This is a genomic window from Burkholderia sp. 9120 (genome assembly GCF_000745015.1).
In the GTDB taxonomy this organism is placed as follows: Bacteria; Pseudomonadota; Gammaproteobacteria; order Burkholderiales; family Burkholderiaceae; genus Paraburkholderia.
Genome location: NZ_JQNA01000002.1, coordinates 3,760,968 through 3,777,735 on the forward strand (window position 1 = coordinate 3,760,968; position 16,768 = coordinate 3,777,735).

General features: G+C 59.8%; 13 protein-coding genes. 8 read left to right on the top strand and 5 right to left on the bottom strand.

Annotated features, from left to right (window positions below):
* The first annotated feature begins 144 nt into the window (after positions 1-144).
* The 7 genes from FA94_RS25065 (at position 145) to FA94_RS25095 (ending at position 10,637) form a co-directional block, all read left to right on the top strand.
* On the top strand, positions 145-1,257 hold the full coding sequence (locus FA94_RS25065) for a hypothetical protein (RefSeq protein ID WP_231585028.1): 1,113 nt from the start codon (positions 145-147) through the stop codon (positions 1,255-1,257).
* Positions 1,258-1,500: 243 nt separating this feature from the next.
* Positions 1,501-3,024 (top strand): CoA-acylating methylmalonate-semialdehyde dehydrogenase, encoded by a 1,524-nt coding sequence (locus tag FA94_RS25070; protein ID WP_035556269.1) that lies wholly within the window; start codon positions 1,501-1,503, stop codon positions 3,022-3,024.
* Positions 3,025-3,264: 240 nt separating this feature from the next.
* Positions 3,265-6,030 carry a type VI secretion system Vgr family protein gene (locus FA94_RS25075; protein WP_035556271.1) on the top strand — a complete coding sequence of 922 codons (2,766 nt, stop codon included), beginning with the start codon at positions 3,265-3,267 and terminating at the stop codon, positions 6,028-6,030.
* 22 nt (positions 6,031-6,052) lie between these two features.
* Positions 6,053-7,303 (top strand): VRR-NUC domain-containing protein, encoded by a 1,251-nt coding sequence (locus tag FA94_RS25080; protein WP_035556273.1) that lies wholly within the window; start codon positions 6,053-6,055, stop codon positions 7,301-7,303.
* Between the two features lie 34 nt (positions 7,304-7,337).
* Complete coding sequence (locus tag FA94_RS25085) at positions 7,338-8,675, top strand: type VI immunity family protein (RefSeq protein WP_035556275.1); 1,338 nt, start codon at positions 7,338-7,340, stop codon at positions 8,673-8,675.
* Between the two features lie 139 nt (positions 8,676-8,814).
* Positions 8,815-10,152, top strand: coding sequence for a type VI immunity family protein (locus tag FA94_RS25090; protein WP_035556277.1), 1,338 nt, complete (start codon positions 8,815-8,817; stop codon positions 10,150-10,152).
* A complete protein-coding gene (locus FA94_RS25095; RefSeq protein WP_035556280.1) occupies positions 10,149-10,637 on the top strand; it encodes a hypothetical protein in 489 nt (162 codons plus the stop codon). The genes FA94_RS25090 and FA94_RS25095 overlap by 4 nt, the downstream gene beginning before the upstream one ends.
* A 109-nt stretch (positions 10,638-10,746) precedes the next feature.
* On the opposite strand, the gene FA94_RS25100 is transcribed toward FA94_RS25095, so the two are convergent.
* From FA94_RS25100 to FA94_RS25120, 5 genes are all read right to left on the bottom strand, one after another.
* A complete protein-coding gene (locus FA94_RS25100; protein WP_035556282.1) occupies positions 10,747-12,087 on the bottom strand; it encodes an MFS transporter in 1,341 nt (446 codons plus the stop codon).
* Positions 12,088-12,151: 64 nt separating this feature from the next.
* A complete protein-coding gene (locus FA94_RS25105; protein ID WP_035556284.1) occupies positions 12,152-12,715 on the bottom strand; it encodes an isochorismatase family protein in 564 nt (187 codons plus the stop codon).
* A 17-nt stretch (positions 12,716-12,732) separates the two neighbouring features.
* Entirely contained in the window at positions 12,733-13,206 is a 474-nt protein-coding gene (locus FA94_RS25110; protein ID WP_035556286.1) for a MarR family winged helix-turn-helix transcriptional regulator, read from the bottom strand.
* 150 nt (positions 13,207-13,356) lie between these two features.
* Positions 13,357-14,499: a porin gene (locus tag FA94_RS25115; RefSeq protein ID WP_035556288.1), complete on the bottom strand. Its 1,143-nt coding sequence runs from the start codon at positions 14,497-14,499 to the stop codon at positions 13,357-13,359.
* 301 nt (positions 14,500-14,800) lie between these two features.
* Positions 14,801-15,715 (bottom strand): LysR substrate-binding domain-containing protein, encoded by a 915-nt coding sequence (locus tag FA94_RS25120; RefSeq protein WP_035556290.1) that lies wholly within the window; start codon positions 15,713-15,715, stop codon positions 14,801-14,803.
* Positions 15,716-15,836: 121 nt separating this feature from the next.
* On the opposite strand from FA94_RS25120, the gene FA94_RS25125 reads away from it, so the two are divergent.
* Positions 15,837-16,724 carry a HalD/BesD family halogenase gene (locus FA94_RS25125; RefSeq protein WP_035556292.1) on the top strand — a complete coding sequence of 296 codons (888 nt, stop codon included), beginning with the start codon at positions 15,837-15,839 and terminating at the stop codon, positions 16,722-16,724.
* Positions 16,725-16,768 lie beyond the last annotated feature (44 nt).

Below are 16,768 nucleotides of genomic sequence, written 5' to 3' on the forward strand. Positions count from 1 at the left end.
CACGGCCGGCGTTGCAAGGTAAAGTGATGCTTCTGTAACGCGGTCGACAGCTTGACCCGCTAAAGTGGGCGCCAGGATTGAAGCGGCGCAGGCCGCGTCCATTTTCCATCGCCTCGCTGCCGCTTTTACTGGAAGAGAAGTCTCATGTCGTCTTCAGCCAATCCGTCAGGCGCCGCTTCATCGAACGATCCGGCCGTGCAACCGGACGCTACCGTGCAAGAAAATCCCCTGAAACAAGGGGTATTTCTGCATACGGGCTGGCGTAGCGCGGGAACGTGGGTCTGGTCGCGCCTGCGCGCGCTCGACACGGCAACCGGTTTCTACGAACCGCTCAGCAACGTGCTCGCGGACCTGAGCCTCGCGGATGTTGCCGCGTCGCGTCCCACGCTGACATCCGGTCATCCGCCGCTCGCCGCGCCGTATTTCGACGAATACCGGCCGTTTCTTCACGAAGGCGCGCGGGGTGTCGAGGGATATAGAAAGCGCTTCGGCATCGATCGTTTCGCCATCGCACCGGATGCGGAATTCCCCGCGTTGCAGGCCTATTTGCGCACTCTTTCCGAGCGCACGCTCGAAGAAAAACGTGTGCCGGTCTTCAAGTTCTGCCGTTCATCGGGCCGCTTGCCGTGGCTGAAGCAGGCCTTTCCGCAAGCCATGCATGTGGGTGTGTTGCGCAATCCCGCGTCGCAGTTCGCGTCGGGCTGGCTGCTCAGTCAGCAGTGGAGCAATGCATTTTTTGTCGCGGCGCCGTTTCGCGTGCTGGGTTTGAATCAGACGGACCCGCTGGTCAGGGAGGCGATTGCCGTCTGCGGCGTGAGCCTGCCGCCCGTCGCGCCCACCTCGGACGATGCGTACGCGCTGGCGTGCGAACAATATGCGCGCAGCGCGGAAGCCCATAACGCGTACCGGGCCTTCGTGGCGTTGTGGATTCTTTGTGCGTTGCGGATGGCCGACGGCGTGGATCTGCTGGTCGATATGGACCAGCTCGGGCAGTCGCGCGACTACGCGGCCGGCTTACGCGCCGCGTTCGAGACGCACAGTGGTCTGTCGCCCGACTTCAGTAGCGCGCGCGACCTGGTGGACGAGACGCGGCGTAGCGCGTCGCGCATTACCGGCATCGACGGACGGTCCATGCGTACCGTTCACTCCGCCGCGCTGAAATTCCTCAAGGCGCAGGGCGCGACCGATACAGCGTTCATCGAACGGGTTCGCGAGAAGATGGTGCTGGCCAACGAGCTGACGGAGCTTTGGCGCTGATTGCGTCAGCCGGCACACCCGCCGGACCAATACAGTTGCCGCACAAAAAACAATACAGTGAGGCGCGGTTTTATTGCGCTGTATCGGGAATCCGACCGGCGCCGTCGATACAGTTTGCAAGTCTTGGCGAGCCTGCCGGCGAGCGGAACACCGCTCGCGCGCGGCGCGACTCAGCCTGATCTTTTTGCCTGCGGCCGGGAACCCGACCTGCGTCGCGGCCGATCCCGAACCCGAGGTAAGGACATGAATGCAGTGAACGAGCAGGCGAAGCTGTCGGTGCAGCAGTTGGGCCACTTTATCGGCGGCGCGCCGGTTGCGGCGACCAGCGGCCGCTTCAAGGACGTGTTCAATCCGGCCACCGGCAGGGTGACCGGTTCGGTTGCACTGGCTTCGGTCGAGGAAGTGGACGCCGCCGTGCAGGCCGCCAAAGCCGCATTCCCGGCCTGGAGTGAAACCGCACCGCTCAAGCGCGCGCGCATTCTGTTCAAGTTCAAGGAATTGCTGAACCAGCATCACGACGAACTTGCCATGCTGATCACGCGCGAACACGGCAAGGTGTTCACGGACGCGCAAGGCGAAGTGGTGCGCGGTATCGAAGTGGTCGAGTTCGCATGCGGCATTCCGAACCTGCTGAAGACCGACTTCACCGACCAGATCGGCGGCGGCATCGACAACTGGAATCTGCGTCAGGCGCTCGGCGTGGTCGCGGGCATCACGCCGTTCAATTTCCCGGTCATGGTGCCGATGTGGATGTTCCCGGTCGCGCTGGCTTGCGGCAATACGTTCGTGCTGAAGCCGTCCGAGCGCGATCCTTCCGCGTCGCTGCGTATCGCGGCGTTGCTGAAGGAAGCCGGTCTGCCCGACGGCGTGTTCAACGTCGTGAACGGCGACAAGGCGGCGGTCGACGCGCTGATCGAGCACCCGGACGTCGCGGCGCTGTCGTTCGTCGGCTCCACGCCGATTGCCGAATACATTCACGCGGAAGCGTCGAAGCGCGGCAAGCGCGTGCAGGCGCTCGGCGGCGCGAAGAATCACCTCGTGGTGATGCCGGACGCGGATCTGGACCAGGCGGTCGACGCGTTGATCGGCGCGGCCTACGGATCGGCGGGCGAGCGCTGCATGGCGATTTCGGTGGCGGTGGCGGTCGGCCATGTCGCCGACACGCTGATCGAGAAGCTGGTGCCGCGCGTCAAGTCGTTGGTGATCAAGAACGGCGAGCATCTCGATGCGGAGATGGGCCCGCTGGTGACCGCTGAACATAAGGCCAAGGTGGCCGGTTATATCGCTTCGGGCGTGGAGGAAGGCGCGAAGCTGATCGTCGACGGGCGCACGCACCCGGTGGCGAATGAGGCCGGCTTCTTTATCGGCGGCACGTTGTTCGATAACGTCGGGACCGAAATGAAGATCTATCAGGAAGAGATCTTCGGCCCAGTGCTGGCAGTGGTACGCGTGCCCGATTTCGCGAGCGCGGTCGCATTGATCAACGCGCATGAGTTCGGCAACGGCGTGTCGTTGTTCACGTCGGACGGCGGCGTGGCACGCGCGTTTGGCCGCCAGATTCAGGTCGGCATGGTCGGCATCAACGTGCCGATTCCGGTGCCGATGGCGTGGCACTCGTTCGGCGGCTGGAAGCGCTCGCTGTTCGGCGATCATCATGCTTATGGCGAAGAGGGCGTGCGCTTCTATACGCGCTACAAGAGCATCATGCAGCGCTGGCCGGATAGCATCGCGAAGGGTGCGGAATTCACGATGCCGGTAGCGAAGTAATCGGTAGAGAATAAAAAAGTATTGCTGTAGTGAGAAAGCCACGCCTGAATCAGGCGTGGCTTTTTTTCATTTGAGGCCTGGAAATAGGCTAGATATTCGTTATGCATTGAATCAGGTTGCTTTCTGAAATTTCTCATCTTTGCCTCGTCAATTTCGTCATCGCGTCCTACGTAGAATCGCGCCTTCTGGCCCGTTAGCATTGGCAGCGCGAGCCGAGGGAGACAAAATTGGGCATAGAGAATGAAGCTAACCGATTTGATTCAGGCCATTCGCAGCGATCTGATCCAGCACGAGCGACTGCTAAAAACGGATATTCCGTCGCTGCCTGCCAACACGCTATTACCACGCCGGGCTGTGACGGTTGCCGAACTCGGTCGCGATTTCAGCGTCACGATCGACATGGTCTCGGTCGACAGCGATATCGAACTCAAGAAGCTGATGTCTCAGCCGATGACGCTCTGGATTCAGCAGGCCGACAAATCCTATTTGCCTATCAACGGCTATGTTCATCGCTTCCGGCGACTCGGTACTAACGGCGATCTGACCAGCTATCAGATTAGCGTCGCGTCATGGCTGCATTTTCTGCGCTTGCGCAGCGACATGCGGATCTGGCAGGACCGATCCGTCGACGACATCCTCAGCGACGTATTCAACGAGCACCCGCAGGCGCAGGGCAAATTCACCTTCGCGCTATCGCGATCCTTGCCGTTGCTGTCGTATTGCCGTCAGAGCGAAACCGACTGGAATTTCGTCCACCGACTGATGGAGTCGGAGGGGCTATACGGATTCTTCCGGTACAGCGCTGACGGGCAATCGCATACGTTCGTTATTACGGACAATCTTCGGTACGTCGACGAGATCGCGCCCGTGCGCTACTACCGATCCGATAGATGCGGCAGCGACGTCGACGCGCTCACGCTGTGGACGGGTTCGCGCACGCTGCAAAGCGCCGCGTATGCGACACGTACCTCCGATTACAAGAATCCGCCCAGTCCGTCCCGTCCGAAAGGCACGCTTGTTCACGCTCGCCCGAATCAGGGTGCGTTGCCGCGGCAAGCCGAAATCTTCGACTACACCGGCTCGTACACGTACCGGGAAAGCGAGCGGGGCCATGCGCTGTCGAAGATTCGTGTCGAAGAATGGGAGTCGCGCGCGAAGCGGTTTCATGGCGTGGGCGGACTGCCCGGTATCGATGCGGGCCGCGTTTTCCAGTTGGTGGATCATCCCGAACACGATCGCGAGCCGGAAGAGCAGCGGCAATTCGTTGCGCTCAAGGTATGGCGCTACCTCGAGAACAATCTGCCCGTCTCGCGTCAGGAGCAGGATTATCCGCACAGTCTGAAACGCGAGTTGAAACAGGCGATGGCGGGACGCACCGACGACGAGTCCTTGAAGATTCGTCACTTCGATGGCAGTGAAGGATGCTGTCTGGTCGAGATCGAAGCGCAGCGTACAACGGTGCCGTATCGCAGCCCGTTCGACCATAAAAAGCCGGTGATGCATCTCGAGACCGCGATTGTGGTCGGGCCGAAGGGGGAAGAGGTCTACACGGACGAACTGAACCGTATCAAGGTGGTGTTTTTGTGGGACCGGCACAACCCCGGCAACGCGGGCGCGTCATGCTGGATTCGTGCCGCGCAGGCCGATACCGGCGCGGGTTACGGCGGCGTGCATGTGCCGCGAGTAGGCGAAGAGTTAATCGTCGATCACGTCGGCGGGGATTGCGACAGACCGCTTGCTGTCCATCGGGTCTACAACGGAGCGGTGCGTCCGGCGTGGCACACGAACGGCATTCTTTCGGGCTACCGGTCGAAGGAATATCACGGCTCGGATTTCAGTCACTTCGTCATGGACGATGCGACGGGCCAGACACGCGCTCAATTGTTGAATAGCGGCAGCAACGGCATAACTCTGCTGCAAATAGGCTACCTGATCGATCAGAGCGGCAATACACGCGGCGACTATCTCGGCTCCGGCTTCGACCTGAAAACCGATGCATGGGGCGCGATACGAGCCAATCGCGGCCTGTATGTGAGCACGTATGCGAAACCGTCGGGCAGCCAGCCGCTCGATGCGCGCGAGACGCAGGAGCAACTCGGCAATTCGGCAAGTCTGCTCGAAACCTTGGCCGACGCGAGCGAACAGATTCAGGCCGAAAGCCTGAATCCGGGGCATCAGGAACTGAAAGACTTTTCCGATGCGACGCGGCACAGCGTGTCAGGCACTTCGAAGGGAGGGCGGACAGCCGGTGGCGGCACCGGCAATGCGAATGTGTTTTCCAAACCGCTGCTGGCGCTCGGAAGCCCGGAGCACATTGGTTTTTCGAGCGAGGCTTCCATTCATACCACTGCCGATCGGCACATCAATCTCGCGAGTGGCCTGAGTACTTTCGTGGCGACGGGAAAGTCGTTCATTGCGGGTGCGGTCGAGAAGATCAGTTTGTTCGCACAGCGAAGCGGAATCGATTTGTTCGCCGCCAAGGGGTCCGTCCGGATTCAGGCTCACGACGACGATATCGAATTGATCGCCGAGCGGGTGATCAAGCTGCTGGCAATCAAGGGGAAAGTCGATATCGCGGCGCTGGACGGCATCCGGCTGTCGTCTGGCGAAGGTTATATCGAGTTAGCTGGCGGCAAGGTCAACATTCAGGCGCCCGGCGAGATCTCTTTCAAGGGCAGTCAGTACAGCTTCGAGGGGCCGGGCGGTGAGCCCTATCTTCTGCCGATGTTCAGACCGCCGTATCAGGCGCAGTACGTTCTGGAAAGCGAAACGGACGGCGCGCCGATGATTCACCACCCTTATGAATTGAAGCTGCCTTCCGGTCGGATGTTGTCGGCGCGCACGAATGATCTGGGGGAGACGGTGCCGGTGTTTACGTCCAGTGCGCAGGATGTGAATTTGCGGGCGCTTGAACAGGATTCGGCTGAGGTGAAGCCCTGGACGTTTGCGGGTGGTGGGCAGGCGGATATTGAAGCCGACTATCTGGGCGATACCGGTAACGATTGAATAAGACAGGAGGCTATATAGCATGGGGGCGTCGCTTAAAGAAGCAGGGTCGACTTGCACGACGATCAATGAGAAACCGGAATACGCGCGTATTCCGCCAGGAAAAAAGGGTTATTTACAGGAGAAGGTCGAGCACGCGTTGCAGATGCCGAAGATCGTGTACATCCGGTTGCCGGATGGTAAGACGACGGTCAATTTGTTGAAGCAGGTCGCGATGACACTGGCGATTCGCTACGATGAAACGAAGGCGTTGTTTTACTGGCAGTACAAGGCGGAGGTGAGCTTTGATATGTCGCCGTATTTTGCATCGAACAAGATCGTTGCTCCGATTCCATTTTTGAGCGGTGACAAGACAGAGGGGCCAGGTCGGCGTCACAGTTTGAATCCGTTTCCGCCGGGAATGAAACCTGGCTATCTCCGCCGCCCCGACGTGATTATCGTAAAGAATCCGGCGGACAGATGGCCCGGTCGTGGTGACGTCGATCAGGACAGTAAGCCTCATGTCGATAACATGTTACGACTGGTAGAGATCAAGTTTCCGGGGGATCGTTGGAATGAGGACCAAGAGACGGCCTATCAGATCATTGCAGGCAACTTCAAAAATCGCATGACGGTGATTGACGTAAGCGATTGTAATGGCGAGTTGGAGAAAGTGCGTCAGCGTGCCTTGGCAAACGTACCTGCTCCGCAGTCTGCTAATGGAAGGCAACGACAACGCGTGCCTATCCGCACGATTGCGCCCGTGACTGAGCCGGTCTGGTATGAGGACTGGTGGTCGTCGGCGGAACGGCACGCCGAAGATGTTGCCGACGCGGTCGCGCCGGTATGGGATGCTGTTCATCGCGGCTACACCTACCTGTCAGAAGAAACGAGCGCTTTTCTCCACGAACAGGCACCTTGGATATTCACGGCTGGTCAATGGGTCGCGGATAAGGCGAGTGACGCATGGGTATGGGTTGATGAAAAAGGGCAGGAGATTTATCGCTACACGATGGAGCAGTTACGGGCCGGTTGGAATGAGATTGTTCGCACCACCGACATGACTTGGGAATTTCTGAAGCAGATTGATTGGGCACAAGTCGCCATTACTACGCTCAAGGTGCTGGCTGCAATTGTCGTCGTGGTTGCTGGCGTCGCAATTGTCGTCTTGCTTGCTCCGGTACTGGTCGCAATCTTCACTGCGCTGGCCGCGATTGTTTCTGCGGCTAGTGCAGAAGCGCTTGCGGCACTCGCCTTGGGGCTCGGCGTGACGGTGGTTGCGTCGGCTGGCTAATCCTTCAATAGACTCAATAGATACAGAACAGACTATGACGCTGCGTGATTCAAAACCCGTATTGACACCCTTGCAGGCGCTGGCACGCTACAAGGAAGATTTGAGTGTGCGCCTTGCGGATAACAGTATGGGCGTGCTGCCGGGTGTAATTGGCACGGTGAATTTCGAGCGTGGTGCCCAGCCGGCCGTGCGTCAAGCCATTCTCGATTGCTTTGACCGTTTCGAGGAAATGTTCGGCGAGCATCTGAAGGGGGGCAAAGATATCGATCTCAGTAATTTCACCAAGCGTACCGCGGCCGGTGTCGAAAAGATAAGGCGCGCTATTCTTGATACTCCGTCACACCTCGGAGTCAGCGCGATTCGTTCCAGCGCAACCAGTCAGGACATGGCCGCTGAATACAACATCAAAACGCTAACCGGTGTCGCGACAAACTTCGACTATGTTTCGCCCACAGGGAGATTAAAAGTAGCCAAGGGCAAAGAGTCCTGCCTGTCGTATCTAAAATTCAATGTGCCGATGGATTTGGTGACGACGGAAGAGGGCATCGCGCAGTACGAAAATTTCCTGTGTTACGTATGTGAAAAGTTGGTTGTACGCGGCGGTTACGGTGGACTTTCTCCGATTCTTCCCTATAGCTATCACCGCTATACATCGCAGGAATGGGCACTTGCTAGCCGATTCAGTGGGCTGGAAATCGACAGCACTGCGCATCTATCGATCGATACCTATAACCCCGCCTCATATGAAGGCGAATCCAGGGACGATCCGACCGCAACGTACGATCACCTGCACCCCGGCGCTATAGTCAACGAGTGGGGTTTCATCAAAGGCGTGAACTGGTACACGATTCTCGGCGATTTCTTTGTGGAGCGTTTTGGCGGCGAAGCCGCACTGCGCAAAGCACTCGACCGCCCCGACATCCATATCGAACATATCGGGTCGTCATTACTGATTCGTGCAGGTGACTTCCCGCGTCTCGGCGCACCCGAAGAAGGTCTACCCGAACCATATGTCTTCGTGAACAGCGTATTGCGTGTGCTGCGCGACCCGAAGCCGGATGGCCTGCATCTATACGACCCGTATCTTCCGCATGCGGATACGAAGAATGCACGGACTTGGACAGCGCGTTTCGATCTACCCGATGCGCCGCCCATTCCCGAGCCGCCGACTATCGTGCCGTACCCCGTCAAACGTAAACCCGTTCGCCATAGCGTGCCGGGTGGTAATCCATGCCCCGAAGCGGGATGGTGGCAAACCCCCGCGAAGGCGGACAGTCGTCGCTATTTCGAAACGGGAGAAATCATGCCGGTCTTTGCGGGCAGCAGATGGGGCGCAACAAACTGGATCTGGTCTGAAGACGAGAGTACATGATGACGGACAGACAAGGGATGGTACGTCGAACGAAGGCCGATTTTTCGTCGGACTTGAATCGTAGTCTGGTTAGCGCGAGTGACAGTGGTTACGTCGGCTGGTTAGTCCTTTGATAGCACCAACAGATACAGAACAGACGATGACATTTCGTGATTCAAAACCCATATTGACGCCCTTGCAGGCGCTAGCACGCTATAAGGAAGATTTGAGCGTGTGCCGTGCGGATAACAGCATGGGCGTGCTGCCGGGTGTGATTGGCACGGTGTACTTTGAGCGCGGTTCTCAACCGGCTGTGCGTCAAGCCATTCTCGATTGCTTCGACCGCTTCGAGGAAATGTTTGGTGAGCATCTGAAGGGAGGAAAGGATGCTGATCTCGGCAAATTCACGAAGCGAACCTTTGCCGGTGTGGAGAAGATTCGGCGAGCCATTCTTGAGACTCCGTCACACGAGCAGGTCAGCGTGCTTCGTTCTAGCTCTACCGATCAAGACACCGCTGCGGAATATAGCATCAAGACATTAACCGGCATCGCGGCAGATGAGGACTATGTTTCCCCGAAAGGTTGGACAGCATCCAAGGGTCAAGAGTCAGGTCTGTCGTATCTGAAATTCAATCTGCCGATGGATTTGGTCACCATAGAGGACGGCATCACGCAATATGAAGGATTCTTGCGCTATGTGTGTGAAAAGCTTGTAGTGCACGGTGGCTATGGTGGACTAGCCCCGATTCTTGCCTACAGCTATCACCGTTATGCACCGCACGAATGGGCACTCGCCAAACGCTTTAGCGGACTCGAAGTAGACAGCAGCGCACATCTGCAATCGCAGGAATACGACCCAATTTCCTACGAAGGCGAGTCTCTCGACCACATGACTGCTTTTTATCCGGGCCTACACCCCGGAGCAAAGGTTGGTCGGTGGGGCTTCATCAAGGGCGTCAGCTGGTACACGATTCTCGGCGAACTATTCGTTGAACGCTTGGGCGGCGAAGCCGCACTACGCAAAGCACTCGACCGCCCCGACATCAACATCGCACATATCGGATCGTCGTTACTGATTCGTGCGGGTGATTTCCCGCGTCTCGGCGCGCCCGAAGAAGGTCTACCCGAACCATACGTCTTCGTGAACAGCGTCTTACGTGTACTACGCGACCCGAAACCGGACGGCCTTCGCCTATACGACCGGTATCTTCCACACGCGGATACGAAGAATGCACAAACGTGGACAGCGCGCTTCGATCTACCCGTTGCGCCGCCCATCCCCGAACCGCCAACCATCGTCCCATACCCCGTCGAACATAAACCCGTTCGCCACGGCGTACCTGGCGGTAGTCCATGCCCCGAAGCAGGATGGTGGCAAACCCCCGCGAAGGCGGACAGTCGTCACCATTTCGAAGCCGGAGAAATCATGCCGGTCTTTGCCGATAGCCGCTATGGCGCAACAAACTGGACCCAGTCCGACAACGAGAGCACATCATGACCGACAAGCAAGAAATGGTACGCCTGAACGTGGCCGATTTCGCCGCCGACGTAAATCGTAGCTGGTTAAGCCGTCACGCGCCGTGGACCCTGACAACAGGGCATTGGCTCACTTCTCCATCGCACGAAAACTGGATGTGGGTCGATGACGAGGGACGAGAGATTTCCCGCTATACATCTTCGCAGCTAGCGGTGGGTTGGGACGACATCGTGCGTCAGTCGGATATGACGTGGTCGACGCTTGAACGGATCGACTGCATGCAACTCGATCTGATGATTATCCAGGGCGTGGTGTCGGTGATTTGTACGGCGGAAGAGACGATGTTCGGCGTGTCGCTGAACGATGGCAACACACCGCTGCAGCGGAGAAACGAAGCGCCGGCAGCCATCTTTATCGCGCTGGTCGTCATGATCGGCACGGCTGACGCGGAAGCACTCAAGGCACTCGCCACGAGCCTTGGTGTCGATGAATCGAACACCGGTTGAAACCAGTGCTGAATGAGTCGGCCTCGACGAGACGAGACGAGTTTGCTGACTCCCGAACACGGCGACGGACAGCGGCTACGTCAAATACCCGCTCGTCGCCGCTTCATCCTCACACGCTCGACGACGTATCCTCTTCGGCCTCGTTCAACACCGCGTTCTGCACCGCCGTAGCCGGGCTCACATAAGCCGGCGCCTGGCGAGGATCGTCGATCGTATAGCGCAACCGTCCACCCTCTACATATACGCGCAACTGCCGGTACTTCACCAGATACATCAACCCCACCAGCGCCGCCGCGAACCCCGACGCCGCCCCCACGCCGAGTGCCCAACGCGGCCCAAAGCGGTCCGCAACCCAGCCGACTACCGGCGCGCCGAGCGGCGTGCCGCCCAGCGCAATCGCCAGCAGGATCGCGATCACGCGGCCACGCATGGCGGGCTCGGTGGAGAGTTGCACGAGACTGTTGGTCGACGTGGTAAAGGTCTGCGTCGACATGCCGATCAGGACGAGCGCGATACCGAACAGCACGTAGTTCGGCATCAACGACGCCACCGTGCAGCCCACACCGAAAACCGCGGCTGCGCCGAGCAGCAGCGCCATGCGCGGTTTTGACCTACGCGCCGCGAGCAGCGCGCCGGTCACCGAGCCGATCGCCATGGTCGAACTCAATAGACCATATTGACTCGCGCCCGCATGAAACGCGGTGACCGACATGGTCGAAATGAAGATCGGGAAGTTGAGCCCGAACGTGCCGATCAGGAACAGCATCAACAACGCGGCCTTCAGATCGGGACGCGTCCATACATACTTGAAGCCTTCCACGAAACTGCCGCGCGCACGTTTCGCGCGTGGCTTCAGATACAACTGGTCGAGCCGCAGCATGCGCAGCGAACCGAGTACGGCGACGAACGAGAGCGCGTTGATCAGAAACACCCAGCCGGTTCCCACCGAGGCAATTAATAGCCCCGCGACCGCCGGCCCGATCATCCGCGCGGCGTTGAACGACGTGGAATTCAACCCGACCGCGTTGGAGAGATCTTCTTCGCCGACCAGATCGGATACGAAAGTCTGACGTGCGGGCGAATCGAACGCGGTCACACAGCCGAGCAAACCCGCGAACACGTACACCTGCCAAAGCTGCACGAGTCCGGTGACGGTGAGGAGCCCGAGGCCGAGCGCCAGCGAGCCCATTGCCGCCTGTGTGATGAACAGCAGCTTGCGGCGGTCGAAGTGATCGGCCGCATAGCCGGTGAGCGGCAATAGCAGCATTTGCGGGCCGAACTGCAGCGACATGACGATGCCGACGGCCGTCGCGTTGTGATGCGTGAGTTCGGTGAGGACGAGCCAGTCCTGCGCCGTGCGCTGCATCCACGTACCGATGTTGGACACGATCGCGCCGCTAGCCCAGACCCGGTAATTGAACGTGCGCAGCGAACGGAAAGTACCTGTCACCGGATCGTTTCCGTTGTGGAGAAACGAGTGGCGAGCAGCGCTACGCGCGGACTGGCGAACTCGCTCATGCGTGGGACTGTTCGAGCAGATCGAGCACTTCCTGCGTCGTGCCGGTTTCGCCGATTCGCGGGAAGATGCGCGCGAGCGTGTTGTTGTGCGCGTCCAGATGCATATCGGTCATGGCGTCGACCACCAGCGTGAGGTTCAGCCCGAGTTCATGCGCGAAGCGCGCGGTCGATTCGACGCCGATGCTGGTCGCCACACCGAGCAATACCACTTGCGTGACGCCTTGCTGTTGCAGATACGCCTGCAGATCGGTGTTCGTGAACGCGCCCCACGTTCGCTTGGTGACCACGTGATCCGACGGCTGCTGGTTCAGCTCAGGCATCAGGTCCGCGAAGCCGGCCGGGAAGTCACCCTTCGGACCCGTCTGGTCCGCGCGACCCGGCGCGCCGCCGGCAACGTTGACCAGCACGACCGGCAAACCGTGGCGGCGAAACGCTTCGGTCAGCAGCGCCGCGCGTTGCACGACCTCGGCGGCGGGGTGCGCGGTGGGCAGCGCAACGATGCCGCGCTGCAAATCGATCACGACCAGTGCGGTCTTTGCGTCGAGAGTGGTGAGTGCCATGGGGTTTCTCCTGCGGGTTACGAGTCGATGAGGCGTTTGAGCAAGTCGACGCCGATAGCGAGTTGCTGCTGCTCGGCCGCCGAAAAGCGCGTCTGGATGGTGCGGAACAGCCAGTCTTCGCGCGCCGCGCGGCTGGCTTTGACCTTCTTGCGGAAAGCGGGGGTGAGAGAGAGAACCGTTTGCCGGCCGTCGTTCGGATCGGGCGCGCCGGTCACTAGTCCGGCGGCTTTCAGCGCTGAAAGCATTTCGCCCATGGATTGCGGGCGCATGCCGTGCAGGCGCGCAAGGGCGCTGACGGTGGCGGAGCCTTCGCGTTCCAGCAGACTCAAGACCTGAATCTGCGACGGCGTGAAGTCGCCGATATGCGCTTCTTCGCGCAGCCGCCGGCGCAGTTTGCCGGTCACCACGCGCAGATCTTCCGCCATGGTGTGCAGGGCGTCGGCACTGGGTGCCGAGGCAGGTGAAGCGGCAGGGGTATCGCTCTTACTCATGGCTTACAGATATGAAGGTTACCTACAAAGGTTACCTTCATATCTGCGTCGAGTCAAGGCGATGCAGGCAGGGGGAGAAGAACGGTTGGGTGGCGGCGCGACCACCCAGGCTTAAATCGGTCGCGCGCGCCGTCCGCGGTTTAGCGGACCTTAGAACTTATGACGCAGCGCCACGCGCGCCACGACCTGATTCTGCGTCGACGACGGCGACTGCACGCCGGGAATGAACGCGTCGTCGAGAATCGAGTGGGTCGAACTGCCGGCCACCTTCTGATATTCGCCCTGCACGTAGACGTCCGTGCGTTTCGAGATGTTGTAGTCCGCCATCAAACCGACCGAGTGAATCTTCGGCTTCACGCTGCCCGACGACGCGTCGTAGTTCTCCAGCGTGTAGACATATTGCGCGCCGACAAAGAACGCGGGTGTGAACTGGTATTTCGCGTTCACCTCGAAGTTTTGATACTTCAGCGTGTTCAACGTGACGCCGGCCGCGGCGAGCGGAATGCCGATATAACCATTGCCGGTCGGGTTCTGGTAATTCGAGTTGGTGTACGCGAAGCCCAGGGTCGTCGAGCCGAACGTGTAGTTGATGCCGCCGCCGAACACGCGCATGCGTTCGGCGATAAAGCTCGCGTCGTTCGCGGTGATTGCGCCGTTCGAGCCTACGCCCGGATTGTCCGCCTGCAAATAGGCCGCGGCGACCAGCAGGCCACCGGTCGCGTATTGCGCGCCGAAGCTATACGCGCGGTTATTGGCGAAGTTCGTATCGTTGCTGAAGCTATACGTGCCGCCGAACTGGAAACCCGAGAACTGGGGGCTCGCGTATTTGATGGTGTTGTCGAGGCGGAACGAGTTGTCGGTGTTGTCGTTGTCGTACGGATGCGCGAACAGATAGCCGGCCCAATTGCCGTTGGCGGTTGTCTGCGCGAGGTAATCGACCACGGAATCGTACTGACGGCCCAACGTCACCGTGCCGAATTTGTCGCTGCTAATCCCCACATACGCCTGACGTCCAAACATACGGCCGCCCTGATTGAGTCGGCCGGAATTCAGGTCGAAGCCGTTCTCGAGTTGAAAGATCGCCTTGAGTCCGCCGCCGAGATCTTCCGCGCCTTTCAGGCCCCAGCGGCTGCCTTGCGCATAACCGCTGGCGAGTTCGACGACGCTGCCGTGTCCGACGTTATTCGTGTAGTCGATGCCTTCATCGATCACGCCGTAGAGCGTGACGCTGCTTTGCGCGAACACGGGGGAAGCGGCGCCCAGCAGGGCGAGGGCGATGACTTTCTTTTTCATGTGATCTCCAGTGTGGATTGGCTAGGGGCCGTCGCATGATTTTCCGGCCAATACTTTTTGCAAAGCGAGGAATTCTGATGGGATCAATCGGCTTCGCCGATGGAGCAAGCGCTGGAGAACGCGAGCTCGCAGTGAAACGTTGGCGATCCGAAGTACTTCGAGGAGAGGCGAAGGGTTTCGCCAGAGAGAAGAAGCGTGTGAAGTCTGGCTAACTGTTTCGATGAATCGCGGCGGCGCTCTGTGCAGCGCCGCCGGAAAAGTCACCGCCTCGCAATGAAGATCGCAAAGGCGGACTCCATCGTCAAGCGGCCACGCCGACCGCCACGTTTCTGCGTTCTTCGACCATCGCTTCGATCAGCGCGGCGAGATCGTCCACCGCCGGATCGCGATTGACCGATGAGCGATGCAACTCGAGATCCGCCGCCGGCAACAGCGGCAGGCCGTCACACACGCCGAGCACACGCCAGTTCTCCGGCAACGTGCAGCGGTCGATGATCGTCACGGCCGCGCCGTGATTGACGGCCACCTTGATCCCCGTCGGACTCTGGCTGGTGTACACCACCTGGTACTGCCGCTGGAACGCGGCGAGCGCTTCAAGTCCGCGCTGACGGTAGCAGCAGGTCTCGGGAAACAGCGCCAGCGGCACGGGCGCGTCGGGCTCCAGCACGAAATCCCGGTGCGCCGCCCACACCACCTCTTCACGCCCGAGATGCCGCCCGCTCGTCTGCGAGCCGTGCCGCACCACCAGCGCCAGATCCAGTTCGCCGGCCTGCAGTCGCTCCAGCAATTCGAGCGACATCCGGCAATGAATATGCGGCCGTGCGCCAGGCCGCAGCGCGTAGAACTTCTTCAGCAACTCCGGCAGCCAGAGCTCCGCGTAATCCTCCGGGAGGCCGAAACGGATCACGCCGTCGCTATTGCTCCGGTTCAGTGCGGCGATCGCTTCGTTTTGCACCTGAATAATGCGGCGGGCGTGAATCAGAAAGTTTTCGCCGTCGCGTGACAGCGCGAGCCGCCGGCTGTTGCGCAGAAACATGTGCGTTTCCAGCCGCTCTTCCAGCGTACGAATACGCAGACTGATGGTCGATTGGGTGCGGTGCAGCAACTTCGCCGCCGCGGTGAATCCGCCGCTGTCGACCACGGCCACAAAGGCTCGCACCAGTTCGGGATCGAGAGAACTCAGTTTTGACCAATCGGGTCCGCTGATGGAAGCCATCGGAATTACTCGCTTTCCAAAGAAATTTGGCGATCAAAACATGGGGGCGTCAGTGAGGTGATTGTTGTCGAAAACAATTCGCGTCACAAATCAGTCCGAACCCCTAATCTGGAGTCCCGCCGTGTCAGTCAGTCTTCCTCTTGCCGATGCCGAATGCAACGATTTGAGCGACATCGTCGATACCGGGCGTTATCCGCTGCACGATCCGGACCACCCGCGCATGCGCGAGCTGGTGGCGAGCTGCCGTGCCCACCTGGCGGGCAACGGCAGTGCCGTGCTGCACGGCTTCCTGCGGCCCGAGGCGCTGGCCCAGGCGCGCGCCGAAGGCGTGGCGCTGGCCGCCAAGACCTACTTTTCAACCCGTAAGGTCAACGCCTATTTCACCGCGGACGATCCCTCGCTGCCCACCGACGATCCGCGCCGCGTCTTCATGGACCGCACCAGCGGCTTCGTGACCCGCGACGTAATTCCGGCCGACGCGATCGTGCATCGCATCTATGTGGCGCAGGCCATGAAGCGGTTCGTCGCAACCTGCCTCGGCGAAACGCGTGTGTGGGAATACGCGGACCCGTACGCCGGCCTGGTGCAGAACGTCATGCCACCCGGCACCGAGCAGCCGTGGCACTACGACACCAACGAATTCATCGTATCGATGATGACGCAACAGCCTGAAGCGGGGGGCGACTTCGAGTACTGCCCGAATATCCGCTCGCCCGAAGGCGAGAACTACGGCGGCGTGGGCAGCGTGGTGCGTGGCGAGACGCGCGCGCCGATCAACGTGATCACGTTGCAACCGGGCGATCTGCAACTGTTCAAAGGGCGCTTTTCGCTACACCGCGTCACCCGGGTGGAAGGCACGGTGGAACGTCACACGGCGATCTTCGCGTACTCGCAGAAGCCGGGTGTGATCGGCCGGCTCGAACGAACCCGGCAGTTGTACGGGCGCGTCTCTGAAATGCACCTGGAAGCCGAACAGAGGCTGGTGCGTGCCGACAACCTGGTCGATTGAAACCGCTTTACCAAACTGATAACCCCGTCCCCCTGTCGAGAAAC

Coding starts and splice junctions, on each gene's coding strand:
- FA94_RS25080 (WP_035556273.1), top strand. CDS start 6,053: ATGGGGGCGTCGCTTAAAGAAGCAGGGTCGACTTGCACGACGATCAAT.
- FA94_RS25090 (WP_035556277.1), top strand. CDS start 8,815: ATGACATTTCGTGATTCAAAACCCATATTGACGCCCTTGCAGGCGCTA.
- FA94_RS25095 (WP_035556280.1), top strand. CDS start 10,149: ATGACCGACAAGCAAGAAATGGTACGCCTGAACGTGGCCGATTTCGCC.
- FA94_RS25070 (WP_035556269.1), top strand. CDS start 1,501: ATGAATGCAGTGAACGAGCAGGCGAAGCTGTCGGTGCAGCAGTTGGGC.
- FA94_RS25105 (WP_035556284.1), bottom strand. CDS start 12,715: ATGGCACTCACCACTCTCGACGCAAAGACCGCACTGGTCGTGATCGAT.
- FA94_RS25075 (WP_035556271.1), top strand. CDS start 3,265: ATGAAGCTAACCGATTTGATTCAGGCCATTCGCAGCGATCTGATCCAG.
- FA94_RS25065 (WP_231585028.1), top strand. CDS start 145: ATGTCGTCTTCAGCCAATCCGTCAGGCGCCGCTTCATCGAACGATCCG.
- FA94_RS25110 (WP_035556286.1), bottom strand. CDS start 13,206: ATGAGTAAGAGCGATACCCCTGCCGCTTCACCTGCCTCGGCACCCAGT.
- FA94_RS25120 (WP_035556290.1), bottom strand. CDS start 15,715: ATGGCTTCCATCAGCGGACCCGATTGGTCAAAACTGAGTTCTCTCGAT.
- FA94_RS25115 (WP_035556288.1), bottom strand. CDS start 14,499: ATGAAAAAGAAAGTCATCGCCCTCGCCCTGCTGGGCGCCGCTTCCCCC.
- FA94_RS25085 (WP_035556275.1), top strand. CDS start 7,338: ATGACGCTGCGTGATTCAAAACCCGTATTGACACCCTTGCAGGCGCTG.